Source organism: Streptomyces sp. GbtcB7, assembly GCF_019091445.1.
In the GTDB taxonomy this organism is placed as follows: Bacteria; Actinomycetota; Actinomycetes; order Streptomycetales; family Streptomycetaceae; genus Streptomyces; species Streptomyces mirabilis.
Genome location: NZ_JAGXJM010000008.1, coordinates 234794 through 252854 on the forward strand (window position 1 = coordinate 234794; position 18061 = coordinate 252854).

Sequence of the window (18061 nt, forward strand, 5' to 3'; positions counted from 1 at the left end):
ACGACAACCCGTCTACGTCTTCGTGAAGTAGTGGCCCTCTTCGAGGTCCTCGACGAGGCCGGGCCGCTCGGGGTGCCATCCCAGCCGCTTCCGCGTGAGGGCGTTCGACGCCGGGACGTCCATGGCGAAGAAGTGTCCGAGCCAGCCGAAGTGGTCGGCCGCCTCCTCGCGAGGGATGGCGGCCACCGGCAGCTTCAGGTACCGGCCGACGGCGTCGGCGATGTCGCGGACCGGTACGCCCTCGTCGCCGACCGCGTGCAGCCGCGCGCCGCCGGGTGCCTCCTCCAGGGCCAGCCGGTACAGGTGCGCGGCGTCGAGCCGGTGCCCGGCGGCCCAGCGGTTGGAGCCGTCGCCGGGGTAGGCGGAGACGCCCTTCGCGCGGGCGACGGCGATGATGTGCGGGACGAAACCGTGGTCCCCTTCGCCGTGCACCGACGGCGGCAGCCGCACCACCGAGGCCCGCACCCCGCGCTCGGCGAACGACAGCGTCGCCGCCTCCCCGGGGATCCGGGCCGCCGCGGGCGAGGAGAGATCCTGTTCGTCGTCCTCGGTCGCGACACGGCCCGGCACGAGCGTGAGACCGGCGGTCCCGGAGGTCACGACGAAGGGCCGACCGGATCCCACGAGCGTCTCGCCGAGCGTCTGGATGGCGCGGATCTCCGTCCGGGCGGCGGCAGCGAAGTCGGAGGAGCCGTGCTGGAACGCCGTGTGGATCACGCCGTCCGCCGCGTCCGCGCCCGCCCGCAGGCTGTCGAGGTCGTCGAGGGCGCCGCGGTGCACTTCCGCCCCCGCGGTCGTCAGCGACGCGGCGGCCTGGTCCGAGCGGGCGAGGCCGAGAACCCGGTGTCCCGCGTCCAGCAGTTCGCGTACGACGGCGCTGCCGACGAATCCGGTGGCTCCGGTGACGAACACACGCATGGTGCACTCCAAAAAGGTGATGAGGTCCGGCCCGGCGGTTCCCCGCCCGGTGGTTCCCCGCCCAGGTGATTCCGGATCCACCGTGCGGCCACGTGGGGTTCCGCGTCCAAGGCCTGTTGCGCAACGGAACATGCGTTTCAGGCATCACCACAGGTCAAGGGTGAAGGCTTGCGGTCAGCTGGTAGTCACGGGGAATACCATGGAGACATGACGCCCGACTCGTCGCCGCAGCAGCAGCCTTCGCCGCAGGTCGACCTCGACCTCGACCTCGACCTGCGGCTCGTGCGGTACTTCACGGTCGTCGCCGAGCACCGGCACTTCGGCCGGGCCGCCACCGCCCTGTGCATCGCCCAGCCGTCCCTGAGCCGGCAGATCCGCCGCCTCGAACAGCAGCTCGGCGCCCGGCTGCTGGACCGTACCCCGCAGGGCAGCCGGCTCACCGAGGCCGGCGAGGTCTTCCTGCCCCAGGCCAAGGCGCTGCTGCGCTCGGCCACTCAGGCCGCGGCGCGCACCCGGGCAGCCGCCCAGCCCAGCCGTGTCACCATCGGCTACACCTCCGGCATCATCGTCACTCCGGCGGTGCGCGAGATGCGCCGACTGCACCCGGACGCCGAGGTGGTCGCCCAGCACCTCGTCTGGAACGACGCCCACGCGGCCCTGGTCGAGCACCGGGTGGACGTGGCGGTGACCCGCCTCCCGATGCGGACCGACCAGCTCCACGTCACGATCCTCTACGACGAGCCCCGCGTGCTCCTCGTCCCCTTCGACCACCGCCTGGCCGGCAAGGAATCCGTCACCCTCGACGACATCGCCGACGAACCCCTGCCCCGGGTGTCCGACGCGGCCTGGAACGCGTTCTGGCGCATCGACCCGCGCCCCGACGGCAGCCGGGCGCCCGACGGTCCGCTCATCGAGGCCCTGGAGGACAAGTTCGAATTCATCGCCTCCGGGCAGGCCGTGGCCATCGTCCCGGCCGACCCGCGCGTCGACAGAGTCCGCCCCGACCTCACCACGGTCCCCCTGCACGGCGTCGAACCGAGCCACGTCGTGCTCGCGACCCGCGCCGACGACCGAAGCCGCCTCGTGACGGCCTTCCGCAAGTGCGCCCAGGCCCACCTGGCCCCTCCCGTGCCTCAGGGCCAGAGCAGCTCCTTGCGCCAGCCACCGCCCTCCGGAGAAGGCTCCGTGCGGCGGTAGACGAGCCGTACGTGCCGACGCCTCGCGTCACCCTGGAAGAACTCCACCTCTTGCGGCCGGAGGCGGTAGAGGGTCCACGTCGGGGCCGGGGCGTCGGGTTCGCGCCGAGCGCGGTCCCAGGCCTCGTCCGAGACCCGCCCCAACTCCGCCATGGAACCCAGCACTTCACTCTGCCCGCCCACGAGCGCGGCGGCCAGCGCCCCCGTCGAACGGGCGTGCAGATCCGCCTGCCCCTCCTCGGCCGGGGCGACCTCGACCGGCCCCCGCAGCCGGATCTGACGGCCCTGGGCGGGCCAGTAGAACCCCAGAGCCGCGTACGGGCGCGCGGCCAGCTGGCGGCCCTTGCGGCTGGTGACATGGCTCGCGAAGGCCCAGCCGTCCGCGTCCGCGCCGTGCAGCATCACGATCCGGACGTCGGGCAGCCCGTCCTCGTCCGCCGTCGCCAGCGACATCGTGTGCGGTTCGCTCTGCCCCGCCGCGACCGCGTCCGCGAACCACTCCGTGAACAGGGGGAGTGGTTCGGCGGGTGCGGATGCCGGGTCGAAGGAGGGCAGCTCTACGTCCCACACCCGCAGTGACCTGAGCAGCTCGTGAAGATCCGTTCCCATGCCCCGAGTATCACCCGGAGGTCCGACAAAGCTGCGCCATGAGCACCCCGTGCAGCAGTTCCGCGTCCACGAACTCAGCCACCTCCGGTGCGCCGTGCCCCCAGCTCAGGGGGTACGTGTTCCCCTCCGGCGCGGGTACGCCCACGTACTCGTCGTGCGCCGAGCGGGTGAACCGGCGGGCGCCGGCCGGCCAGTCGTGCTCCGCGCCCTCGCCGGGCGCCAGCAGGAAGTACGTCCAGCGGCAGCCGTTGGATTCCCTGACGACCGGTCCGGGGTGACCGTCGGACGCTGAACCATCTGACGGTGCAGGTCATGCCGAACAAGCGGCACACGCACGCCGGGTTGCAGGGGCCGATGCAGTTGATGAGCACGGAGGACGGCCGCAATCTGGTCTTCGTCGAGTCCCAGGCAGGCAGTACGTTGATCTCCAAGCCCGAGCAAGTCAACGGACTGTTCGATCTGCTCGGCATGCTGCGGGCCCAGGCCCTGACGCCGTGGGAGTCCGCAGAACTCATCGCAAAGAAAGCGGGGCAACTGTGAACACGACCGAACTCGCCTGGTTCAAGTCGAGCTACAGCACGAACGAGGGTGGCGAGTGCCTCGAAATAGCCACCGCCCCCACCACCATCCACATCCGCGACTCGAAGAACCTCACCGGCCCCACCCTCGCCGTCACCCCCAACACCTGGACGGCCTTCCTCCGTACCGTCCGTTGAGGCGCTCAGCGGGCGTCGCTCTCAGCGGCGCCCTCCTGCTCCCCCTCGCCGCCTGCGGCCCCCTCGCGGACCCCAAGTCCTGGATCTCCGCCCCCGAGGTCTTCTACCTGCGCCCCGTCGGTGACAAATCCGGGCCCAAGGCCAAGATGCCGTTCCATCTGCAGGCCGAGGACGTCAAGGCGACCAGCCGCTACGGCACGCAGGATCACCGGCTGACCGTCGACGTGCGCGGGTCCGAGGGCGTCGTACGGCTGAAGGCGGTCGGCCTGCGCAAGGGCGGGACCCGGTGCATCAACGACACCGTGCGTGCCATCTGCGACGTCAGCGGTGCCTACAACAACTGGTCGGACCTGGACCGTGTCCACCCGGTCGCCGCCGAGGGCAGCAAACCCGGCGACACCGGCATCGTGCGCTTCACGTTCACCACGAAGGACGGGAAGACGCTCACCACCCGCACCCGGGTCGTGGTCGGCGAGCCCGTGGTGAAGGTGCGAACGCTCAAGGTCATCAAGGACGTGCGCCCCGGCGCCGACGTGACCGTACCGGTCGTCGTCCGCAATGACGGCGAGGTGCCGGTGAAGGGGCTCGCCCTCGAACTCGGCTCCGGGGACCTGGACTTCCGGCAACGGTACGCCAACTGCCGTTACCCACCGCAACACCACGGCCACACGGCCGTCTGCCGTTTTCCCGACCTGCGCATCCCGCCCGGCGGGACCGTCGTCCTGCACCCCGCCCTGCGTCTGCGCGCGTCGAAGACGCGGATGTACGGCTCCTTCAGCCAGGAGGCCTGGCCGCTGGACTCGGGGCCCGGACAGTACGCCGTGGTGCCGCCGGGCGGCGACCACGGTCACGGCCCGCCCCTGACCGCCGAGGCCGTGCGCGGCGCCGACGACACCGACGGCACGTTCGCCGAGGGAGACGTCTTCACCGACGTGCGTCTGGACACCCACGCCGACTACGAGGTCTTCGACGTCGAACTGCGGGGCAGCCCCGGCACGAAGCGCTCGCTGCGGCTCAAGGTCCGCAACAACGGGCCCGGCATCCCCGGCGCCGGTACGAAGCTGCTGTTCACGCCGCCGCCCGGCACCGTGCTGGAAGAACCCATGGAGGCCATCGACGAGGACGCGTACGAGCCGTACTGCGACTCCGACGGCCCGGCGTACAGCTGCCTCGTGGGCCAACTCGACCCCGGCAAGACCCGTGACTTCGAGTTCACCCTCAGCCTCGACGGTCCGGGGCAGGGCGGCGTGGCCCTGCAGGACACCAAGCCGTCCACGGGCCGCCGCGACCCGAACCCGGCCAACGACACGGCTCCTGTCACCGTTCTGCCTTGACCTCCCGTGTCCCTGGCGCACCCCCGTGACGCCAGGGAACGGAAGAGGCTGTTGCGTTTTCCGCTGCCTCTAAGATGTGGCGCGGATCGGCCTGTGCGGGAGGACCGAACGTGTCAGCGACGCGGCTGAACACGCCAGTCACCGCCGCGGTGTTGTGAGGTGCCTGTTTTGTACAGCGTTGCCCTGCCGAAGATGGTGCTCGCGAGAACGGCGGGAACCGGGTACGAGGCCGGCCGCCTCGCCCGGGAAGCGGGGATCCCGGCGTGGGCCATGGACAGCGACGACATCACCGTCGCCAACGACTGCTTCCTGCGGACCCTGGTACTGGCCGAGCACCACCATGGTGTGCCCGACGTCGGACTGCGCGTCGGCGCCGACTTCGCGCCCGGCCAACTCGGTGTCTACGACTACCTGTTCACCACGGCACGGACTCTCGGGGAGGGCTACGCGGCGAGCGGGCGGTATGTGGACCTGATCACCGGTGTGGGGCAGTACGCCGTCGTGGCCGCCACGGAGAGAGTCGTGCGGGTCACCTTCTCGCTGGCCGAGGACGAGGACCGGGGGCGGGAGCTGGCCATCCAGACCGGGATGTCCGATCTGCTCTCCCGCTCCCGCTGGGCGACCGGACGGCCGATCGGAGCCGTGGAGGTCAGCCTGCGGCAGCGCGCACCGCGCAGGTCCACCACGTTCAGCGACTTCCTCGGCACCACCCGGATCACGTACGGGGCCGACACCGACAGCGTGACCCTGCGCGCCGCCGATCTGGAGCTGCCGCTGCGCACCGCCGATCCCGCCCTCGCCGCCATCATGGAGCGCCACGCGGCCTCGCTGCCGCGCATCCAGCCGCGCCCCACCAGCTGGCCCGACCGCGTCCAGCAGGTGCTGGCCGCCGCGGTGCTCGCGGAGGCCCCCCTCTCCCTCACCTCCGTCGCGCGACGGCTGGCGACGAGCCCCAGAACCCTCCAGCGCCGGCTCGCCGAGTCGGGCACCACTTGGCGCCATGAGGTCGACCGCGCCCGGCAGGCGCAGTTCGCGCGGCTCCATCGGCACCCGGCCGCGCCCTCCGGCGGTAAGGCCGGTCTCCTCGGCTACTCCGACGCCCGCGCCCTGCGTCGGGCCAGACGCCGCTGGGCCGCACGCTGAACCGCTGCCCGGCCCCTACCGCCCCAGCGCCGACGGGGCCGACCGTCCGAGCACCACCGGCCCCTACCGCCCCAGCACCACCGTCCCCGACGAGCAGAACCACCCGCCCGTCCCGGAGGCCACCGCCAGCTCGGGAAGGCGTCCGCCCGTCTTCCTGACCTGGCGTTCCCCGGCCTCCCCGCGCAGTTGCCGTACGGCCTCCACGAGGAGGAACAGGCCCCGCATCCCCGGATGCTGGGCCGAGAGTCCGCCCCCGTCCGTGTTCACCGGCAGCTCTCCGCCCACCGTCAGGCGCCCCTTCTCCACGAACTCCCCGCCCTCGCCCTTCGCACAGAAGCCCAGGTCCTCCAGGGTCACGAGGGTCATGTAGGTGAAGGCGTCGTAGAGCTCGGCCACGTCGATCTCGTCGGGCCGCACCCCCGCCCGCTCGAAGGCGAGACGTCCGCTCACCGCCGCGGGGGAGACGGTGAAGTCCGGCCACTCGGACATCGTCGTGTGCGAGACGTGCTCGCCGGTGCCGAGGATCCACACCGGGGCCGTACGGCAGTCCCGTACGTACTCCTCGGCCGCCAGCAGCACCGCCGCGCCGCCGTCGGAGCGCAGACAGCAGTGCAGCTTGGTGAAGGGGTCGGCGATCATCGGGCCGGACAGGACGTCGTCGGTGGTGATCGGGGTGCGGAACATCGCCTCCGGGTTCAGCGTCGCGTTCGCCCGCGCCTGGACGGCCACCGAGGCGAGCTGTTCGAGTGTCGTGCCGTAGGCGTGCATGTGGCGGCGCGCGGCCATCGCGTACTTGGCGATGAGCGTGTGGCCGTAGGGGACCTCGAACTGGAGGGGGCCCCGGGCGCCGAAGGAGAGGTTGCCGGTGCGGCGGCCCGCCCTGATGTCGGCGCGGGCCGTCGAACCGTAGACGAGGAGGACGGCCTCGGCGTGGCCCGCCGCGATCGCGTCCGTCGCGTGCGCCGCCATGACCTCCCAGGTGGAGCCGCCGACGGCGGTGGAGTCGACCCAGGTGGGGCGCAGGCCCAGGTACTCGGCCACTTCGACCGGCGGCAGGGTGCCGAGGCCGGCCGACGCGAACCCGTCGACCAGCGAGCGGTCCATCCCCGCGTCCGCCAGCGCGCGCCTGGCGGCCTGGGCGTGCAGGGCGTAGGGCGTCGCGTCGTCCACGCGACCGCAGTCCGAGAGGGAGACACCCACGACGGCGACCTTGCGCTTCCCCGGAGTCATGAATCTGACGGTACATCAGATGTGGCGGCGTGCGGGAGGTCGTCGTGGCTCTGGGCATCCGTACCGCACGGCGCTAATGTGACGGGCCGTCAGATCGGGAGAAAGGGCCTGGCCATGGACGCCCGTTTCACCGCCGAACAGGACGAGATCCGCCGCACCCTGCGGGAGCTCCTGCTCAAGCGCTGCGGTCCGGAGGAGGTGCGGTCGGCCGTGCGCACCGGGGTCGGACACGACGCCGGGCTCTGGGAGACCCTCGCGCAGCAGCTCGGGCTGCCGGGGCTCGCGCTGCCCACGGCGTACGGCGGGGTCGGCTGTTCGTTCGCCGATCTCGCCCTCGCCTGCGAGGAGTCGGGGCGGGTCCTCGCGCCCTCGCCGCTGCTCGCCACGGCCGCCCTCGCGGCCCCGCTGATCCTCGCCCTCGGCACCGACGTCCAGCGCGCCGGGCTGCTGCCCAGGATCGCGGCCGGCGAGCTGACCGCCGCCCTCGCGGTACCGGGCGCCGGGCTCCCCACCGCGCTCGGCCTGGTCGGCGACAACGGCGGGGACTGGGCGGGCGGCGGCCGGGCCGGGGGCGTACAGGCCCGGCCGGGCGAGGAGGGCGGCTGGCGCCTCTACGGGGAGGTGGAACAGGTCCTCGACGGGCACAGCGCCGGGCTCCTGCTGGTCGCCGCGCACACCGGGGGGTTCGCCCGGGCCCGGACGCGGATCTTCCTGGTGACGGAGGGCGCCCAGGGGCTCGTACGGATGCGGCAGACGTCGTTGGACGAGACACGGGCACAGGGGCGGGTGCAACTGCGTCAGGTGCGGGCCGAGTTGCTCGGTGAGGAGGACGGCGACGTGCTCGGCGCGCTGGCCTCCGTCGGGGACGGCGCCGCCGCCGTGCTCGCCGTCGAAGCCGTGGGGGCCGCGGACCGGGCGCTGGAGCGGACCGTCGCCTACGTGCGGCAGCGGGAGCAGTTCGGGCGGGCGATCGGGTCCTTCCAGGCGGTGAAGCACCGGCTCGCGGACGTGTACGTGCGGGTACAGGCGGCGCGGTCCGCCGCGTACTACGCCGCCTGGGCGGCGGGGGCCGGCGGCGAGCGGGTCGGCGGGCTCGCGCTCGCCCAGGGCCTGGAGGCGCTGCGCACGGCCGCCGCCGAGGCGATCCAGCTGCACGGCGGCATCGGCTTCACCTGGGAGCACGAGGCCCAGCTGTACTTCAAGCGCGCGGCCGGCGACGAACTGCTCTTCGGGCCCGTGCACCGGCTGCGGGCGTACGCCGCCGACGCGGCGCGGCTCTTCGACGGGGCGGAGGTGGCGGTCTGATGGCGCCGGGAATCCGATCGCGAGCCGTCGTGCGGAGTGTGCAGAAGGTGTCCTCGACGCGGGTCTTCGCCCGGGTCGCCCCGCACCTCGTCCCTGCCATGGACCGCGCGGTGCACCGGCTGACGCGCGGCAGGGTACTGCTCAGCGCGCAGCTGCTGCCGGGGATCGTGCTGACCGTGCGGGGCGCCCGCAGCGGGCTGGAGCGGCGTACGCCACTGGCCTGTATGCCGGAGGGGGAGGGCGGCTGGATTCTCGTCGGGTCCAACTTCGGGCGCCCCGATCATCCGGCCTGGACCGCCAACCTTCTCGCCCATCCGGACGCCGTCATCAGTTGGCAGGGCGAGGACATCCCCGTGAGGGCCCGTCTGCTGGAGGGGGAGGAGCGGGACGCGGCGTGGAAGGCGGTGCTGGCGTTCTGGCCGCCGTACGCCACGTACCAGGCGCGGATCGACCGGGAGATCCGGCTGTTTCGCATCGTGCGTCGCGGCGCATAGCGCAGCAGGCGGCAGTCCACGAGTGGACTGCCGCCTGCATGACAGGATGTGGGCCGAACAGGAGCCCCAGAAGATACGGTCGCGCTACTTGGTCGGCTTCTTCCCGGTCACCCCGAGGTGCACCAACAGCGCCAGGTTCGGCTTGAGTTCGGCCTGCTTGACGCCCCAGGTCTGGAAGCCCTTCTGGTGCGAGGCCACCGCGGCGAGCATCGCGACGAGGGAACCGGCGATCGCCGCGGGGTTCACGTCCTTGTCGACCTTGCCCTTGGACTGGAGCTCGGAGACGGAGTCCGCGAGGGAGTTGTTCACCGAGTTCAGGATCTTCATGCGGATCTTGTAGAAGCGTTTGTCGCCCTCGGCGGCGCCCAGGTCGACCACGCGCAGAATCGCCTCGTTCTTCCGCCAGAACTCCAGGAAACCGTCCACGAGTTCCTGCGCGGTCGCCCAGCCGGCCTTGCCGACCCAGGAGCGACCTTCGAGGAGCTGGGTCAACCCGGCGCCCTCCGCGGCCATTTGCTCGGCGATCTCCAGGACGGCGCCCTCGACGTCCGGAAAGTACTGGTAGAAAGTCGCCGGCGACGTGCCCGCCTTCCGGGCGACATCGATGACTTTGACGTCCCGGTACGGCGACGAGCTGAGCATTTCACTGAGGCAGTCGAGCAGTTTCTGCCTGGTCGCCTGCCCTCGCCGTCCGGCCACGCGGCCGTCGACGGTACGCACTTGTCCTGTCATGCCGTCAGCTTACCGAGGGGTGATCGGAGCGCGATTCGGCCGACTGCAAATGGGGTGCGTGGGGGAGTGCGGGCGGCGAGTGGGGGCCCTGGGAGGTGTCCGGGGGTGTCCGGGCCGTCGCGCGGAGTGGATGAAAGGCCGTTAACTTGGCCGCATGGCCGTATCCCGGGCGTCCGACGCAACGCACGCCTACCCGGAGGGCGTCCCCTGTTGGGTCGACGCGCAGCTTCCCGATGTGGAGGCGGGCAGGCGTTTCTACGGTGAGCTGTTCGGCTGGACCTTCGGGGAGGGGTTCGAGCCGCACATGGAGGGCGTGTGGGCACGCCATCACGGGGAGCCCGTCGCCGCCCTCACACCCAAGCGGGACGGCCGGATGCCCACCGTGTGGACGGTGTCCTTCGCGACCCCGGACGCCGCCGCGCTCGCGGCCCGGATCCAGGCGGCGGGCGGGCAGGTGATCACCGCGCCCACCCGGCTGGGCCCCTACGGTACGACCGCCCTCGCGACCGACCCCGAGGGCGGGGTCTTCGGCCTGTGGCAGGCGGGGACCCACCCCGGTTTCGGCAAGCGGCACGAGCCGGGCTCCTTCTGCTGGGCCGAGCTGTACGCGCGGAACCCGGAAACCGTCGACCGTTTCTACGGCACCCTGTTCCACGACGCCCTGTTCGGCCCCGACGCCTCGCCCGACTTCGGCCGCGCCCCGGTCTCCGGTGTCTTCCCGGCCGAGATGCCGCCGCACTTCCTCGTCCACTTCGGAGTGGAGGACGTCGACGCGGTTCTCGGTACGGTGAACCGGCTCGGCGGACGCGTCCAGGCGCCCCCTTTCGACACCTCGTACGGAAGGGCGGCCGTCGTCACGGACAATCAAGGGGCGTCGTTCGCCGTACTCCAGGTACGGGGCCGGTGATTTTGTCCCGAGACACCCCGTTCCGCCCCCGGGTTCGCAACCTGTGGCCCGGACAGGAAGAATCGGGGTGCGTGCCGCCATGGCGGTGCGGTGGTGAGACGCTGCACGGGGCTGCGTTCATACGTGGATGACGTGGCTCGTACGGGGAGGTGGCAGGCAAGTGGTGGATCAGCTGACACAGCACGATCCGCGGCGGATCGGGCCGTTCGAGGTGCTGGGACGGCTGGGTGCCGGCGGCATGGGGCTGGTCTATCTCGCGCGCTCGGCTTCGGGCCGGCGCGTGGCGATCAAGACGGTCAGGACCGAGCTCGCCGAGGACCAGCTGTTCCGGGTCCGCTTCACTCGTGAGGTGGAGGCCGCGCGAGCGGTCTCCGGCTTCTACACGGCGGCCGTGGTCGACGCCGACCCGCGCGCGGCCGTGCCGTGGCTGGCCACCGCGTACGTTCCTGCGCCCTCCCTCGAGGAAATAGTGAACGAGTGCGGGCCGATGCCGGCCCAGGCGGTGCGCTGGCTGGCGGCGGGCGTCGCGGAGGCGCTGCAGTCGATCCACGGCGCCGGGCTCGTCCATCGCGACCTGAAGCCCTCGAACGTGCTGGTGGTGGAGGACGGGCCGCGGGTCATCGACTTCGGTATCGCCTCCGGTGTCTCGAACACCCGTTTGACGATGACGAACGTCGCCGTCGGCACCCCGGCCTACATGTCCCCCGAACAGGCGAAGGACTCGCGCAGTGTGACGGGCGCGAGCGATGTCTTCTCGCTCGGCTCGATGCTGGTGTTCGCCGCCACCGGGCACGCGCCCTTCCACGGCGCCAACCCCGTCGAGACGGTCTTCATGCTGCTGCGGGAGGGCCCCGACCTGGAGGGCCTCCCGGACGAGCTGCGCCCCCTCATCGAGTCCTGCATGCAGATGGAGGCGACCGGCCGCCCCAACCCCGCCGACCTCCAGGCCCAGTTGGCACCCCACCTCTTCGGCTCCGGCTCCGACGACAGCGGTACGGCGTCGGCGTGGCTGCCCGAGCGGGCAGTGGGCCTGATCGAGTCGCGCCGCGGGGGCCGTCCGGCGCTGAAGCCCCCGTCCTCCGGCGGTCGCAGCGGAGGCGGACGCCCCGCCCTCCCTCCGCCGCCCTCGCACGCTCCCTTGCCCGTCGGGGCGCCCGACACCGGCCCCGTGCGGCTCGCGGGCGGCCAGGTGCCCATCGGCCCCGGGCCGCGCGTCGCCGACGCCCGTGCCGCCGCCGTGAAGGCACCTCCTCCGGAGGCGGGACTCGCCGCCTCCTGGTCCCGCCCGCGCGTCGGCGTCAACGGCGCCGACCCCGCGCCGACGGTCGCTCCGCCGCCCGCCCCGGACTCCCCGTCCGGCTGGCGGCCCTGGCGCTTCCGTATGTCGAACGACGTCTGGGGTACGCCCTCCGTCGCGGGCGACCTCGTCTACGTCACCTCCTTCGAAGTCCACGCCCTGGACGTCGCGACCGGCCGCCGCCGCTTCAAGACGCGGGACGTGGCCTGGTCCATGGCGGTCGCGGACGGCCGTATCCACGCCTCCGACGGCCCCACCCTCTTCGCCCTGAACGCGCGGGAGGGCGCGGACCTGTGGCGTCTGTCCACGGACGCCTGGGTGTACTCCCTGAAGGCCGACCGCGGGACCGTCATCACCGGTACGCGCGGGGGCGGCGTCCAGGCCTGGGAGGCCTCCAACGGCCAGAAACTCTGGGAGATCACCGGCGCCCAGACCGACTTCGAGTCCCCGGAGGCCGGGCCCGCCGTCCACGACGGCACGGTGTACGTCTGGAAGGACGCCCGGCTGCGTGCCCTGGAGGCCCGTACGGGTGAGGAACGGTGGTCGTACCCGATCGGCGACGCGGCGTCGTGCGGGGGCGTACCCGTACGGATCACCTCCGCCCCCGACGGCTACGTCTACATCTCCGCGGGCACCCGCGTCCTCGCCGTCGACGTCGCCGGCGGGCACGTGCGCTGGCACTTCGAGGCCCCCGCGGTCTTCCTCTCCCCGCCGACCTTCGTGCCGGGCCCCGCGGTCACGGGAGGCGGGGTCTACCTCGCCGACTACCTCGGCACGGTGTACGCCCTCGACGCGACGGACGGTCGCGACCGCTGGCGCATCGCGACCGAGGCCCGCTCCTCGATCGATCCCGTCCTGGTCGCGGCCGGCCACGTCCACGTCGGCAGCGGCAAGGGGTTGTACACCCTCGACGCGGTCACCGGCACCCCGAAGTGGCGCTTCCAGGCCGGGGGCGACCTCGTGGGCGCGCCCGCGGTCGCCGAGGGCCGCATCCACTTCGGCTCCACGGACCATCTCCTCTACACCCTGAAGGCGGACGACGGGCGGCTTCGGTGGAAGCTGGCGACGGGTGGGGAGATCACCGGTGCGCCGGTGGTCAAGGACGGGGTGGTGTACGCGTGCAGCAAGGACCGGTGCGTGTACGCGTTGGACGCGGAGAAGGGGACGGGCACGGCCCGCACGACGTAAGGCCGACCGGCCCTTCCTGTTCTTCGACTGCGGGTCGGTGGGGGCTTGGCGCGCAGTTCCCCGCGCCCCTGGGGCACGGGGCTGCGCCCCTGTGCCCCATCGGCGTCGCTCTCGAACGCCGGTCGGCCGGAGGCTTTTAGGGGCGCGGGGAACTGCGCGACCAGCCCCCACCGGCCCGCGGACGAATCACCGCACCCGGAACCCGTTCGGGCGGCGTGCGGAGAACAACTCTGTCTGTCGGGTCAGGGGCAGGTTGCCCAGGGAGATGAGGTGCGGCGCCTGGGCGAAGGCGTGGGCGCGGGCGGCTTCGTGGGCGGTCCACAGGGCGCGGACGGTGCCCTGGACTCCTTCGGAGGGGTAGGAGGCGATCACCGTGGCGCAACGCACGGCGGCTTCCAACGCTCCCCCGGGCGGGGTGAGTTCGGACACCCATCCGATGTCGTACGCCCGCCGCGCGGACATCCGTTCGGCGTTCCCCATGAGTGCCATCCGCGCCGCCTCCCCGTACGGCATCCGGTGCGCCGCGTACACGGACTCGTACGCGCTGACCATGCCGTACGTCGTGTGCGGGTCGAAGAAGGTGGCGGTCTCGTCGGCGACGACGAACTCCGCCTCCCCGAGGAGGTAGAAGGCCCCTCCGCACGCCATCCCGGACACGGCCGCGACGACCGGTTTCCACAGGTCGTTGGCCTTCGGGCCGATGCGCAGGAGCGGGTCGTCCACCATGAAGGGGGAGGCGGGCTGGGGGGTTTCGGTGGCGCGGTCGAGGCCCGTGGAGAAGGCCCGTTCCCCCGCGCCCGTGAGGACGACGGCCCGTACCGAGTCGTCGAAGCGGAACGCCCGCCAGGCGGCGGAGAGTTCGGATGCCAGGGCCTCGTCGATGGCGTTCAGTTTCTCCGGGCGGTCCAGGGCCAGGACCGCGACGCCCGTGTCCTTGTCGGTCGCGATCCGCAGCGCGCCGCCGTTCACGACCGGCCGTCCAGAACCCACTGCGGCAGCCCCTCCCCGCCGAACACCACCCGTACCCGCGCTCCGATCCGGATCCGGTCCGGGGGGAAGGAGTCGAGCGGGGCGCCCGGCGCCGTGACCAGGTTGCCGACCAGGCGGATGTGCGGGGCCTCGGCGAGTTCGACCACGATCGCGTTGTACGGGGCCAGGGCCGCGTACGCCGGGAGCAGCGGCGGGTGCGGGACGACGTACGACCAGACGCGGCCCAGTCCGCTCATCCGCCGCCACTCGCTGCCGAAGGACCGGCAGTGGGGACAGCAGGGGCGGGGCGGGAAGCGCAGCTCGCCGCAGTCGGCGCACGCCTGGATCCGTAGCTCGCCCTGGGCGGCGTACCCCCAGAAGGGCGCGCCGTCGTCGTCGAGGACGGGGGTGAGAAGGGGCTCGGTCATCTCGGCTCCTCAGTTCCTCAGCAGGATCGCGGAGGTGGGGACGCCCTCCCCCGCCGTGACCAGGCAGGTGGCGGCCCCGGGGACCTGGGCGGTGCTCGTGCCGCGCAACTGCTTCACGCCCTCGTTGATGAGGTTGAAGCCGTGGACGTACGCCTCGCTGAGCCCGCCCCCGCCGGTGTTGAGGGGCAGCCGGCCCCCGATCTCCAGGGTGCCGCCCTCCGTGTAGGCCGCGCCCTCGCCGCGTCCGCAGAAGCCGTAGCCCTCCAGGGAGAGCGGGATCAGGGGGGTGAAGGCGTCGTAGATCTGGGCCACGTCGACGTCGTCAGGGGTGAAGTCGGCGTGTTTCCACAGGTGCCGGGCGGCGGTCCAGGCGGGCCCTGTGAGCGGGTCGTCGTTCCAGTAGTTGACCATGCCGTGGTGCTGGGCGGGCAGACCCTGGGCGGCGGAGTGGACGTACACGGGGCGCTGCCGGCAGTCCCGGGCGCGCTCCGCGGACACGATCACGCAGGCCAACGCGCCGTCCGACTCCAGGCAGTTGTCGAAGAGGCAGAGGGGTTCGCTGATCCAGCGGGAGGTCATGTACATCTCGCGGGTCAGCGGGCGCTCGTACATCATCGCGGCGGGGTTCTGGTTGGCGCGGTTGCGGCAGGCGAGGGCGACGTTGAAGAGGTGGTCGCGGGTGGCGCCGTACTCGTGCATGTAGCGACGGGCCAGCATGCCTATCTCGTCGGCCGGTCTGAGCAGCCCGAAGGGGCGGGTCCACTGGGCGGGCGTGGGGAGCTGGACGGCGGTGTTCTTCCACGGCCTGGGCCCGCTGCCCCGCTTGCGCGACCGCCAGGCCACGCCCACCGTCGCCTGGCCGGTGGCGACGGCGCCGGCGAGGTGCGCGACGGTGGCGCAGGAGCCGCCGCCGCCGTAGCCCACCTTGCTGAAGAAGGTGAGATCGCCGAGGCCGACCGCCTTCGCGACCTCCACCTCGTCGGTCTCCTCCATGGTGTAGGAGGCGAGCCCGTCGACTTCGGAGGGCGCGATTCCGGCGTCGTCGAGGGCGGCGAGGATCGCGCGGCAGGCCAAGGTCTTCTCGGACTCGGGGAGTTGCTTGGCGAAGGGTGTCTGTCCGATGCCGACGACGGCGGTGGCGTCCTTGATCCCCGGCATAGGTGCACCTCCACGGAAGGGCCCGACTGCTGACAGGCCGTCAGGCTACAGCTAATCTGACGGGTAGTCAGCTAGTGGGTTCGTGGCTACGGGAGGCGTGAGATGCGCGGAGACCTGGAATGGGGCAGCATCCCGGGGCTGATGCGGTCGGCGGCGACGCGCTTCGCGGACCGCGAGGCCGTCGTCGAGGGCCGTACGCGGATCTCCTACGCCGAGCTGGGCGCCCGCGTCGAACGTGCGGCGGCCGCCTGCCTCGCGAACGGCGTACGGCTCGGCGACCGGGTCGCCATCTGGGCGCCGAACACCCTGGACTGGATCGTCTCCGCCCTCGGCGCGGTGTCGGCGGGCGCGGTGCTCGTCCCGCTCAACACCCGCTTCAAGGGCACCGAGGCGGCGTACGTGCTGTCCCGGAGCCGCGCGCGGCTGCTGTTCGTGACGGGGACGTTCCTGGGGACGTCGTACGTGGCGTCGCTGCGACGGGCGGCGGGGGAGAGCGCGGAGGAGGAGGGCGCCGGAGACGGCCCCCTCCCCGGACTCCCGCACTTGGAACAGGTCGTGGTGCTCGCCGACGACGCCCCCGCCGACTTCCGCACCTGCAAGGACTTCCTCGCGGATGGGGAGGGTGTCGGGGCGGCGGAGGTGCGGGAACGGGCGGCGGCCGTGCCGGGATCGGCGCCGTCGGACATCGTCTTCACCTCGGGCACGACGGGCCGGCCCAAGGGCGCCGTGATCACGCACGAGCAGAGCCTGCGGGCGTACGAGGTGTGGTGCGAGCTGGCCGGTCTGCGCCGGGAGGACCGCTACCTGATCGTGAACCCCTTCTTCCACACCTTCGGCTACAAGGCCGGGGTGCTCGCCTGTCTGATGCGGGGCGCGACGATGATCCCGCAGCCGGTGTTCGACGTGGACACGGTGCTGGCGAACATCGCGTCCGAGCGGGTCACGGTCCTGCCGGGCCCGCCGACCCTCCACCAGTCCCTCCTGGACCACCCGGCGCGGGCGTCGTACGACCTGTCGACGCTGCGGCTGGTGGTCACGGGAGCGGCCGTGGTCCCCCTCCGCCTGGTGGAACGCCTGCGCACCGAACTGGGCGTGGAGACGGTCCTGACCGCGTACGGCCTCTCGGAGGCCAGCGGATTCGTGACGATGTGCCGCCGGGGCGACCCGTCGTCGGTGATCGCGTCGACGTCGGGCCGGGCCATCCCGGGGGTGGAGGTACGAGTGGAAGCGCCCACGGGTACCCCGGGTGAGGTGCTGGTCCGCGGCTTCAACGTGATGCGGGGCTATTTCGAGGACGCCGAGGAGACCGCCCGCGTCCTGACCTCGGACGGCTGGCTGCGCACCGGCGACGTGGGCGTCCTGGACCCGGCGGGCAACCTCCGCATCACCGACCGCATCAAGGACATGTTCATCGTCGGCGGCTTCAACGCCTACCCCGCCGAGATAGAACAGCTCCTCGGCCTCCACCCGGACATCGCGGACGTGGCGGTCATCGGCGTACCGGACGACCGCCTGGGCGAGGTCGGCAAGGCCTACGTGGTCCGCCGCCCGGGATCCGACCTCACCTCCGACGACCTCATCGCCTGGTCCCGCCGCGAGATGGCGAACTACAAGGTCCCCCGGGCGGTGGAATTCGTACGGGAACTCCCGCGGAACGCGAGCGGGAAGGTGGTGAAGGGGGAGTTGCGGTCCGGGACGTACTGAAGCTACGGCGCGAGGGTCCCTGAGTCACGGTCGCGCTCGCGCTCGCGGAGCCGGGAGAGGGCGGCGCGGACCTCCTCGATCACGATCGCGGGACGGTGGAAGACATCCGCGGCGGTGTAGCGGAGGAGGAGACGCACCTCCGGGCACTGGAGGACCTGGTTGAAGCGGGCGACATCCCGGCGGTGCGACTCGCGTGAGCCGTGGTACGCGTATCCCTCGATCTCGACGGCCAGCCCCTCCACCCGGAACAGGAAGTCCAGGTAGCGGCGGCGGCCGTCGGGCGTACGGAGTTCGGCCCACCCCGCTCGTGACCGAGCCGAAGAAGAAGACCTGTACGGCGGGGAGCATTGCGGTGGTTTTGGAGAGCTGGGCGGTTTGAGCAGGCTGGACGCGAACGGGGCCGAGCTTGAGCTCGACCCCGCAGTGTGGCTTGAGGTGTTGATCAGGTCGCGTGGATGTTGTCCGTGGTGACGGGGGTGTCGGTCGCGTGGATGTTGTCCGTGGTGACCGGGGTGTCCGTGGCGTGGACGTTGGCGAACGCCGGGGCCGAGGTACCGATCGCGGCGGCGGCCGCGAGAGCCACCGTGACGAGGGCCTTCTTGGTGCGTGTCATGCCAACTCCTGTGAGAGAAAGGAACTTCCGAACATCGAGTGACGCTAGCGACACAGGGGGCGAATGTTCGAGTAGATCGAACGATTCGCGTCATCAATTGACCTGAACCAGTTGCTGGAC

At 71.9% G+C, this 18061-nt stretch carries 19 protein-coding genes; 10 read left to right on the forward strand and 9 right to left on the reverse strand.

What is annotated here, in order from left to right; translation table 11 throughout:
* Positions 1-12: 12 nt before the first annotated feature.
* Positions 13-918, reverse strand: coding sequence for an SDR family oxidoreductase (locus KVT44_RS16035; protein WP_217567530.1), 906 nt, complete (start codon positions 916-918; stop codon positions 13-15).
* A 207-nt stretch (positions 919-1125) separates the two neighbouring features.
* Here KVT44_RS16035 and KVT44_RS16040 point away from each other — a divergent pair, with 207 nt between their 5' ends.
* Positions 1126-2115, forward strand: a complete 990-nt coding sequence (locus KVT44_RS16040) for a LysR family transcriptional regulator (protein ID WP_217567531.1) — start codon at positions 1126-1128, stop codon at positions 2113-2115.
* Here the strand turns inward: KVT44_RS16040 and KVT44_RS16045 are convergent.
* On the reverse strand, positions 2052-2723 hold the full coding sequence (locus tag KVT44_RS16045; protein ID WP_190170752.1) for a pyridoxal 5'-phosphate synthase: 672 nt from the start codon (positions 2721-2723) through the stop codon (positions 2052-2054). The genes KVT44_RS16040 and KVT44_RS16045 overlap by 64 nt on opposite strands.
* A gap of 312 nt (positions 2724-3035) precedes the next feature.
* Here KVT44_RS16045 and KVT44_RS16050 point away from each other — a divergent pair, with 312 nt between their 5' ends.
* The 4 genes from KVT44_RS16050 to KVT44_RS16065 all read left to right on the forward strand — a co-directional run bounded on the left by KVT44_RS16050 (position 3036) and on the right by KVT44_RS16065 (position 5916).
* On the forward strand, positions 3036-3263 hold the full coding sequence (locus tag KVT44_RS16050) for a Scr1 family TA system antitoxin-like transcriptional regulator (protein ID WP_254649438.1): 228 nt from the start codon (positions 3036-3038) through the stop codon (positions 3261-3263).
* On the forward strand, positions 3260-3439 hold the full coding sequence (locus KVT44_RS16055; RefSeq protein WP_217567532.1) for a DUF397 domain-containing protein: 180 nt from the start codon (positions 3260-3262) through the stop codon (positions 3437-3439). The genes KVT44_RS16050 and KVT44_RS16055 overlap by 4 nt, the downstream gene beginning before the upstream one ends.
* On the forward strand, positions 3436-4773 hold the full coding sequence (locus KVT44_RS16060; protein ID WP_254649439.1) for a hypothetical protein: 1338 nt from the start codon (positions 3436-3438) through the stop codon (positions 4771-4773). Before KVT44_RS16055 ends, KVT44_RS16060 begins: the two co-directional genes overlap by 4 nt.
* A 192-nt stretch (positions 4774-4965) precedes the next feature.
* Complete coding sequence (locus KVT44_RS16065) at positions 4966-5916, forward strand: AraC family transcriptional regulator ligand-binding domain-containing protein (RefSeq protein WP_217567533.1); 951 nt, start codon at positions 4966-4968, stop codon at positions 5914-5916.
* Positions 5917-5979: 63 nt separating this feature from the next.
* Here KVT44_RS16065 and KVT44_RS16070 read toward each other — a convergent pair whose 3' ends face one another.
* Positions 5980-7146: an acetyl-CoA acetyltransferase gene (locus tag KVT44_RS16070; protein ID WP_190170749.1), complete on the reverse strand. Its 1167-nt coding sequence runs from the start codon at positions 7144-7146 to the stop codon at positions 5980-5982.
* A gap of 114 nt (positions 7147-7260) precedes the next feature.
* Here KVT44_RS16070 and KVT44_RS16075 point away from each other — a divergent pair, with 114 nt between their 5' ends.
* Positions 7261-8451 (forward strand): acyl-CoA dehydrogenase family protein, encoded by a 1191-nt coding sequence (locus KVT44_RS16075; RefSeq protein ID WP_217567534.1) that lies wholly within the window; start codon positions 7261-7263, stop codon positions 8449-8451.
* Positions 8451-8945, forward strand: coding sequence for a nitroreductase family deazaflavin-dependent oxidoreductase (locus KVT44_RS16080; RefSeq protein ID WP_099922061.1), 495 nt, complete (start codon positions 8451-8453; stop codon positions 8943-8945). Before KVT44_RS16075 ends, KVT44_RS16080 begins: the two co-directional genes overlap by 1 nt.
* A gap of 84 nt (positions 8946-9029) precedes the next feature.
* On the opposite strand, the gene KVT44_RS16085 is transcribed toward KVT44_RS16080, so the two are convergent.
* A complete protein-coding gene (locus KVT44_RS16085; RefSeq protein WP_054234406.1) occupies positions 9030-9665 on the reverse strand; it encodes a TetR family transcriptional regulator in 636 nt (211 codons plus the stop codon).
* A gap of 166 nt (positions 9666-9831) precedes the next feature.
* Here KVT44_RS16085 and KVT44_RS16090 point away from each other — a divergent pair, with 166 nt between their 5' ends.
* Entirely contained in the window at positions 9832-10584 is a 753-nt protein-coding gene (locus KVT44_RS16090) for a VOC family protein (protein ID WP_217567535.1), read from the forward strand.
* A 160-nt stretch (positions 10585-10744) separates the two neighbouring features.
* Positions 10745-13069, forward strand: a complete 2325-nt coding sequence (locus tag KVT44_RS16095) for a serine/threonine-protein kinase (RefSeq protein WP_099922063.1) — start codon at positions 10745-10747, stop codon at positions 13067-13069.
* A 186-nt stretch (positions 13070-13255) separates the two neighbouring features.
* Here the strand turns inward: KVT44_RS16095 and KVT44_RS16100 are convergent, their stop codons facing one another.
* From KVT44_RS16100 to KVT44_RS16110, 3 genes are read right to left on the reverse strand one after another with little or no spacing between them, the layout of a single operon-like run.
* The gene (locus tag KVT44_RS16100) at positions 13256-14059 is read right to left on the reverse strand and encodes an enoyl-CoA hydratase/isomerase family protein (protein WP_308314017.1); all 804 of its coding nucleotides are present in this window, start codon (positions 14057-14059) and stop codon (positions 13256-13258) included.
* Positions 14035-14466 (reverse strand): Zn-ribbon domain-containing OB-fold protein, encoded by a 432-nt coding sequence (locus KVT44_RS16105; protein ID WP_190170746.1) that lies wholly within the window; start codon positions 14464-14466, stop codon positions 14035-14037. The genes KVT44_RS16100 and KVT44_RS16105 overlap by 25 nt, the downstream gene beginning before the upstream one ends.
* A 9-nt stretch (positions 14467-14475) precedes the next feature.
* The gene (locus KVT44_RS16110; RefSeq protein WP_217567536.1) at positions 14476-15624 is read right to left on the reverse strand and encodes a lipid-transfer protein; all 1149 of its coding nucleotides are present in this window, start codon (positions 15622-15624) and stop codon (positions 14476-14478) included.
* A gap of 102 nt (positions 15625-15726) precedes the next feature.
* Between KVT44_RS16110 and KVT44_RS16115 the strand changes: the two genes are divergently transcribed.
* Positions 15727-17328 (forward strand): FadD3 family acyl-CoA ligase, encoded by a 1602-nt coding sequence (locus tag KVT44_RS16115; protein WP_217567537.1) that lies wholly within the window; start codon positions 15727-15729, stop codon positions 17326-17328.
* Positions 17329-17330: 2 nt separating this feature from the next.
* Here KVT44_RS16115 and KVT44_RS16120 read toward each other — a convergent pair whose 3' ends face one another.
* Together KVT44_RS16120 and KVT44_RS16125 are read right to left on the reverse strand one after the other, a co-directional pair.
* The gene (locus KVT44_RS16120) at positions 17331-17570 is read right to left on the reverse strand and encodes a hypothetical protein (RefSeq protein ID WP_217567538.1); all 240 of its coding nucleotides are present in this window, start codon (positions 17568-17570) and stop codon (positions 17331-17333) included.
* Between the two features lie 200 nt (positions 17571-17770).
* Positions 17771-17941, reverse strand: a complete 171-nt coding sequence (locus KVT44_RS16125; RefSeq protein WP_217567539.1) for a hypothetical protein — start codon at positions 17939-17941, stop codon at positions 17771-17773.
* Positions 17942-18061: the final 120 nt, after the last annotated feature.

Bases quoted from the DNA above. Each gene is read 5' to 3' on its own strand.
- KVT44_RS16035 (WP_217567530.1), bottom strand. From the start codon at position 918: ATGCGTGTGTTCGTCACCGGAGCCACCGGATTCGTCGGCAGCGCCGTC.
- KVT44_RS16040 (WP_217567531.1), top strand. From the start codon at position 1,126: ATGACGCCCGACTCGTCGCCGCAGCAGCAGCCTTCGCCGCAGGTCGAC.
- KVT44_RS16045 (WP_190170752.1), bottom strand. From the start codon at position 2,723: ATGGGAACGGATCTTCACGAGCTGCTCAGGTCACTGCGGGTGTGGGAC.
- KVT44_RS16050 (WP_254649438.1), top strand. From the start codon at position 3,036: ATGCCGAACAAGCGGCACACGCACGCCGGGTTGCAGGGGCCGATGCAG.
- KVT44_RS16065 (WP_217567533.1), top strand. From the start codon at position 4,966: ATGGTGCTCGCGAGAACGGCGGGAACCGGGTACGAGGCCGGCCGCCTC.
- KVT44_RS16070 (WP_190170749.1), bottom strand. From the start codon at position 7,146: ATGACTCCGGGGAAGCGCAAGGTCGCCGTCGTGGGTGTCTCCCTCTCG.
- KVT44_RS16075 (WP_217567534.1), top strand. From the start codon at position 7,261: ATGGACGCCCGTTTCACCGCCGAACAGGACGAGATCCGCCGCACCCTG.
- KVT44_RS16080 (WP_099922061.1), top strand. From the start codon at position 8,451: ATGGCGCCGGGAATCCGATCGCGAGCCGTCGTGCGGAGTGTGCAGAAG.
- KVT44_RS16090 (WP_217567535.1), top strand. From the start codon at position 9,832: ATGGCCGTATCCCGGGCGTCCGACGCAACGCACGCCTACCCGGAGGGC.
- KVT44_RS16105 (WP_190170746.1), bottom strand. From the start codon at position 14,466: ATGACCGAGCCCCTTCTCACCCCCGTCCTCGACGACGACGGCGCGCCC.
- KVT44_RS16110 (WP_217567536.1), bottom strand. From the start codon at position 15,624: ATGCCGGGGATCAAGGACGCCACCGCCGTCGTCGGCATCGGACAGACA.
- KVT44_RS16115 (WP_217567537.1), top strand. From the start codon at position 15,727: ATGCGCGGAGACCTGGAATGGGGCAGCATCCCGGGGCTGATGCGGTCG.
- KVT44_RS16125 (WP_217567539.1), bottom strand. From the start codon at position 17,941: ATGACACGCACCAAGAAGGCCCTCGTCACGGTGGCTCTCGCGGCCGCC.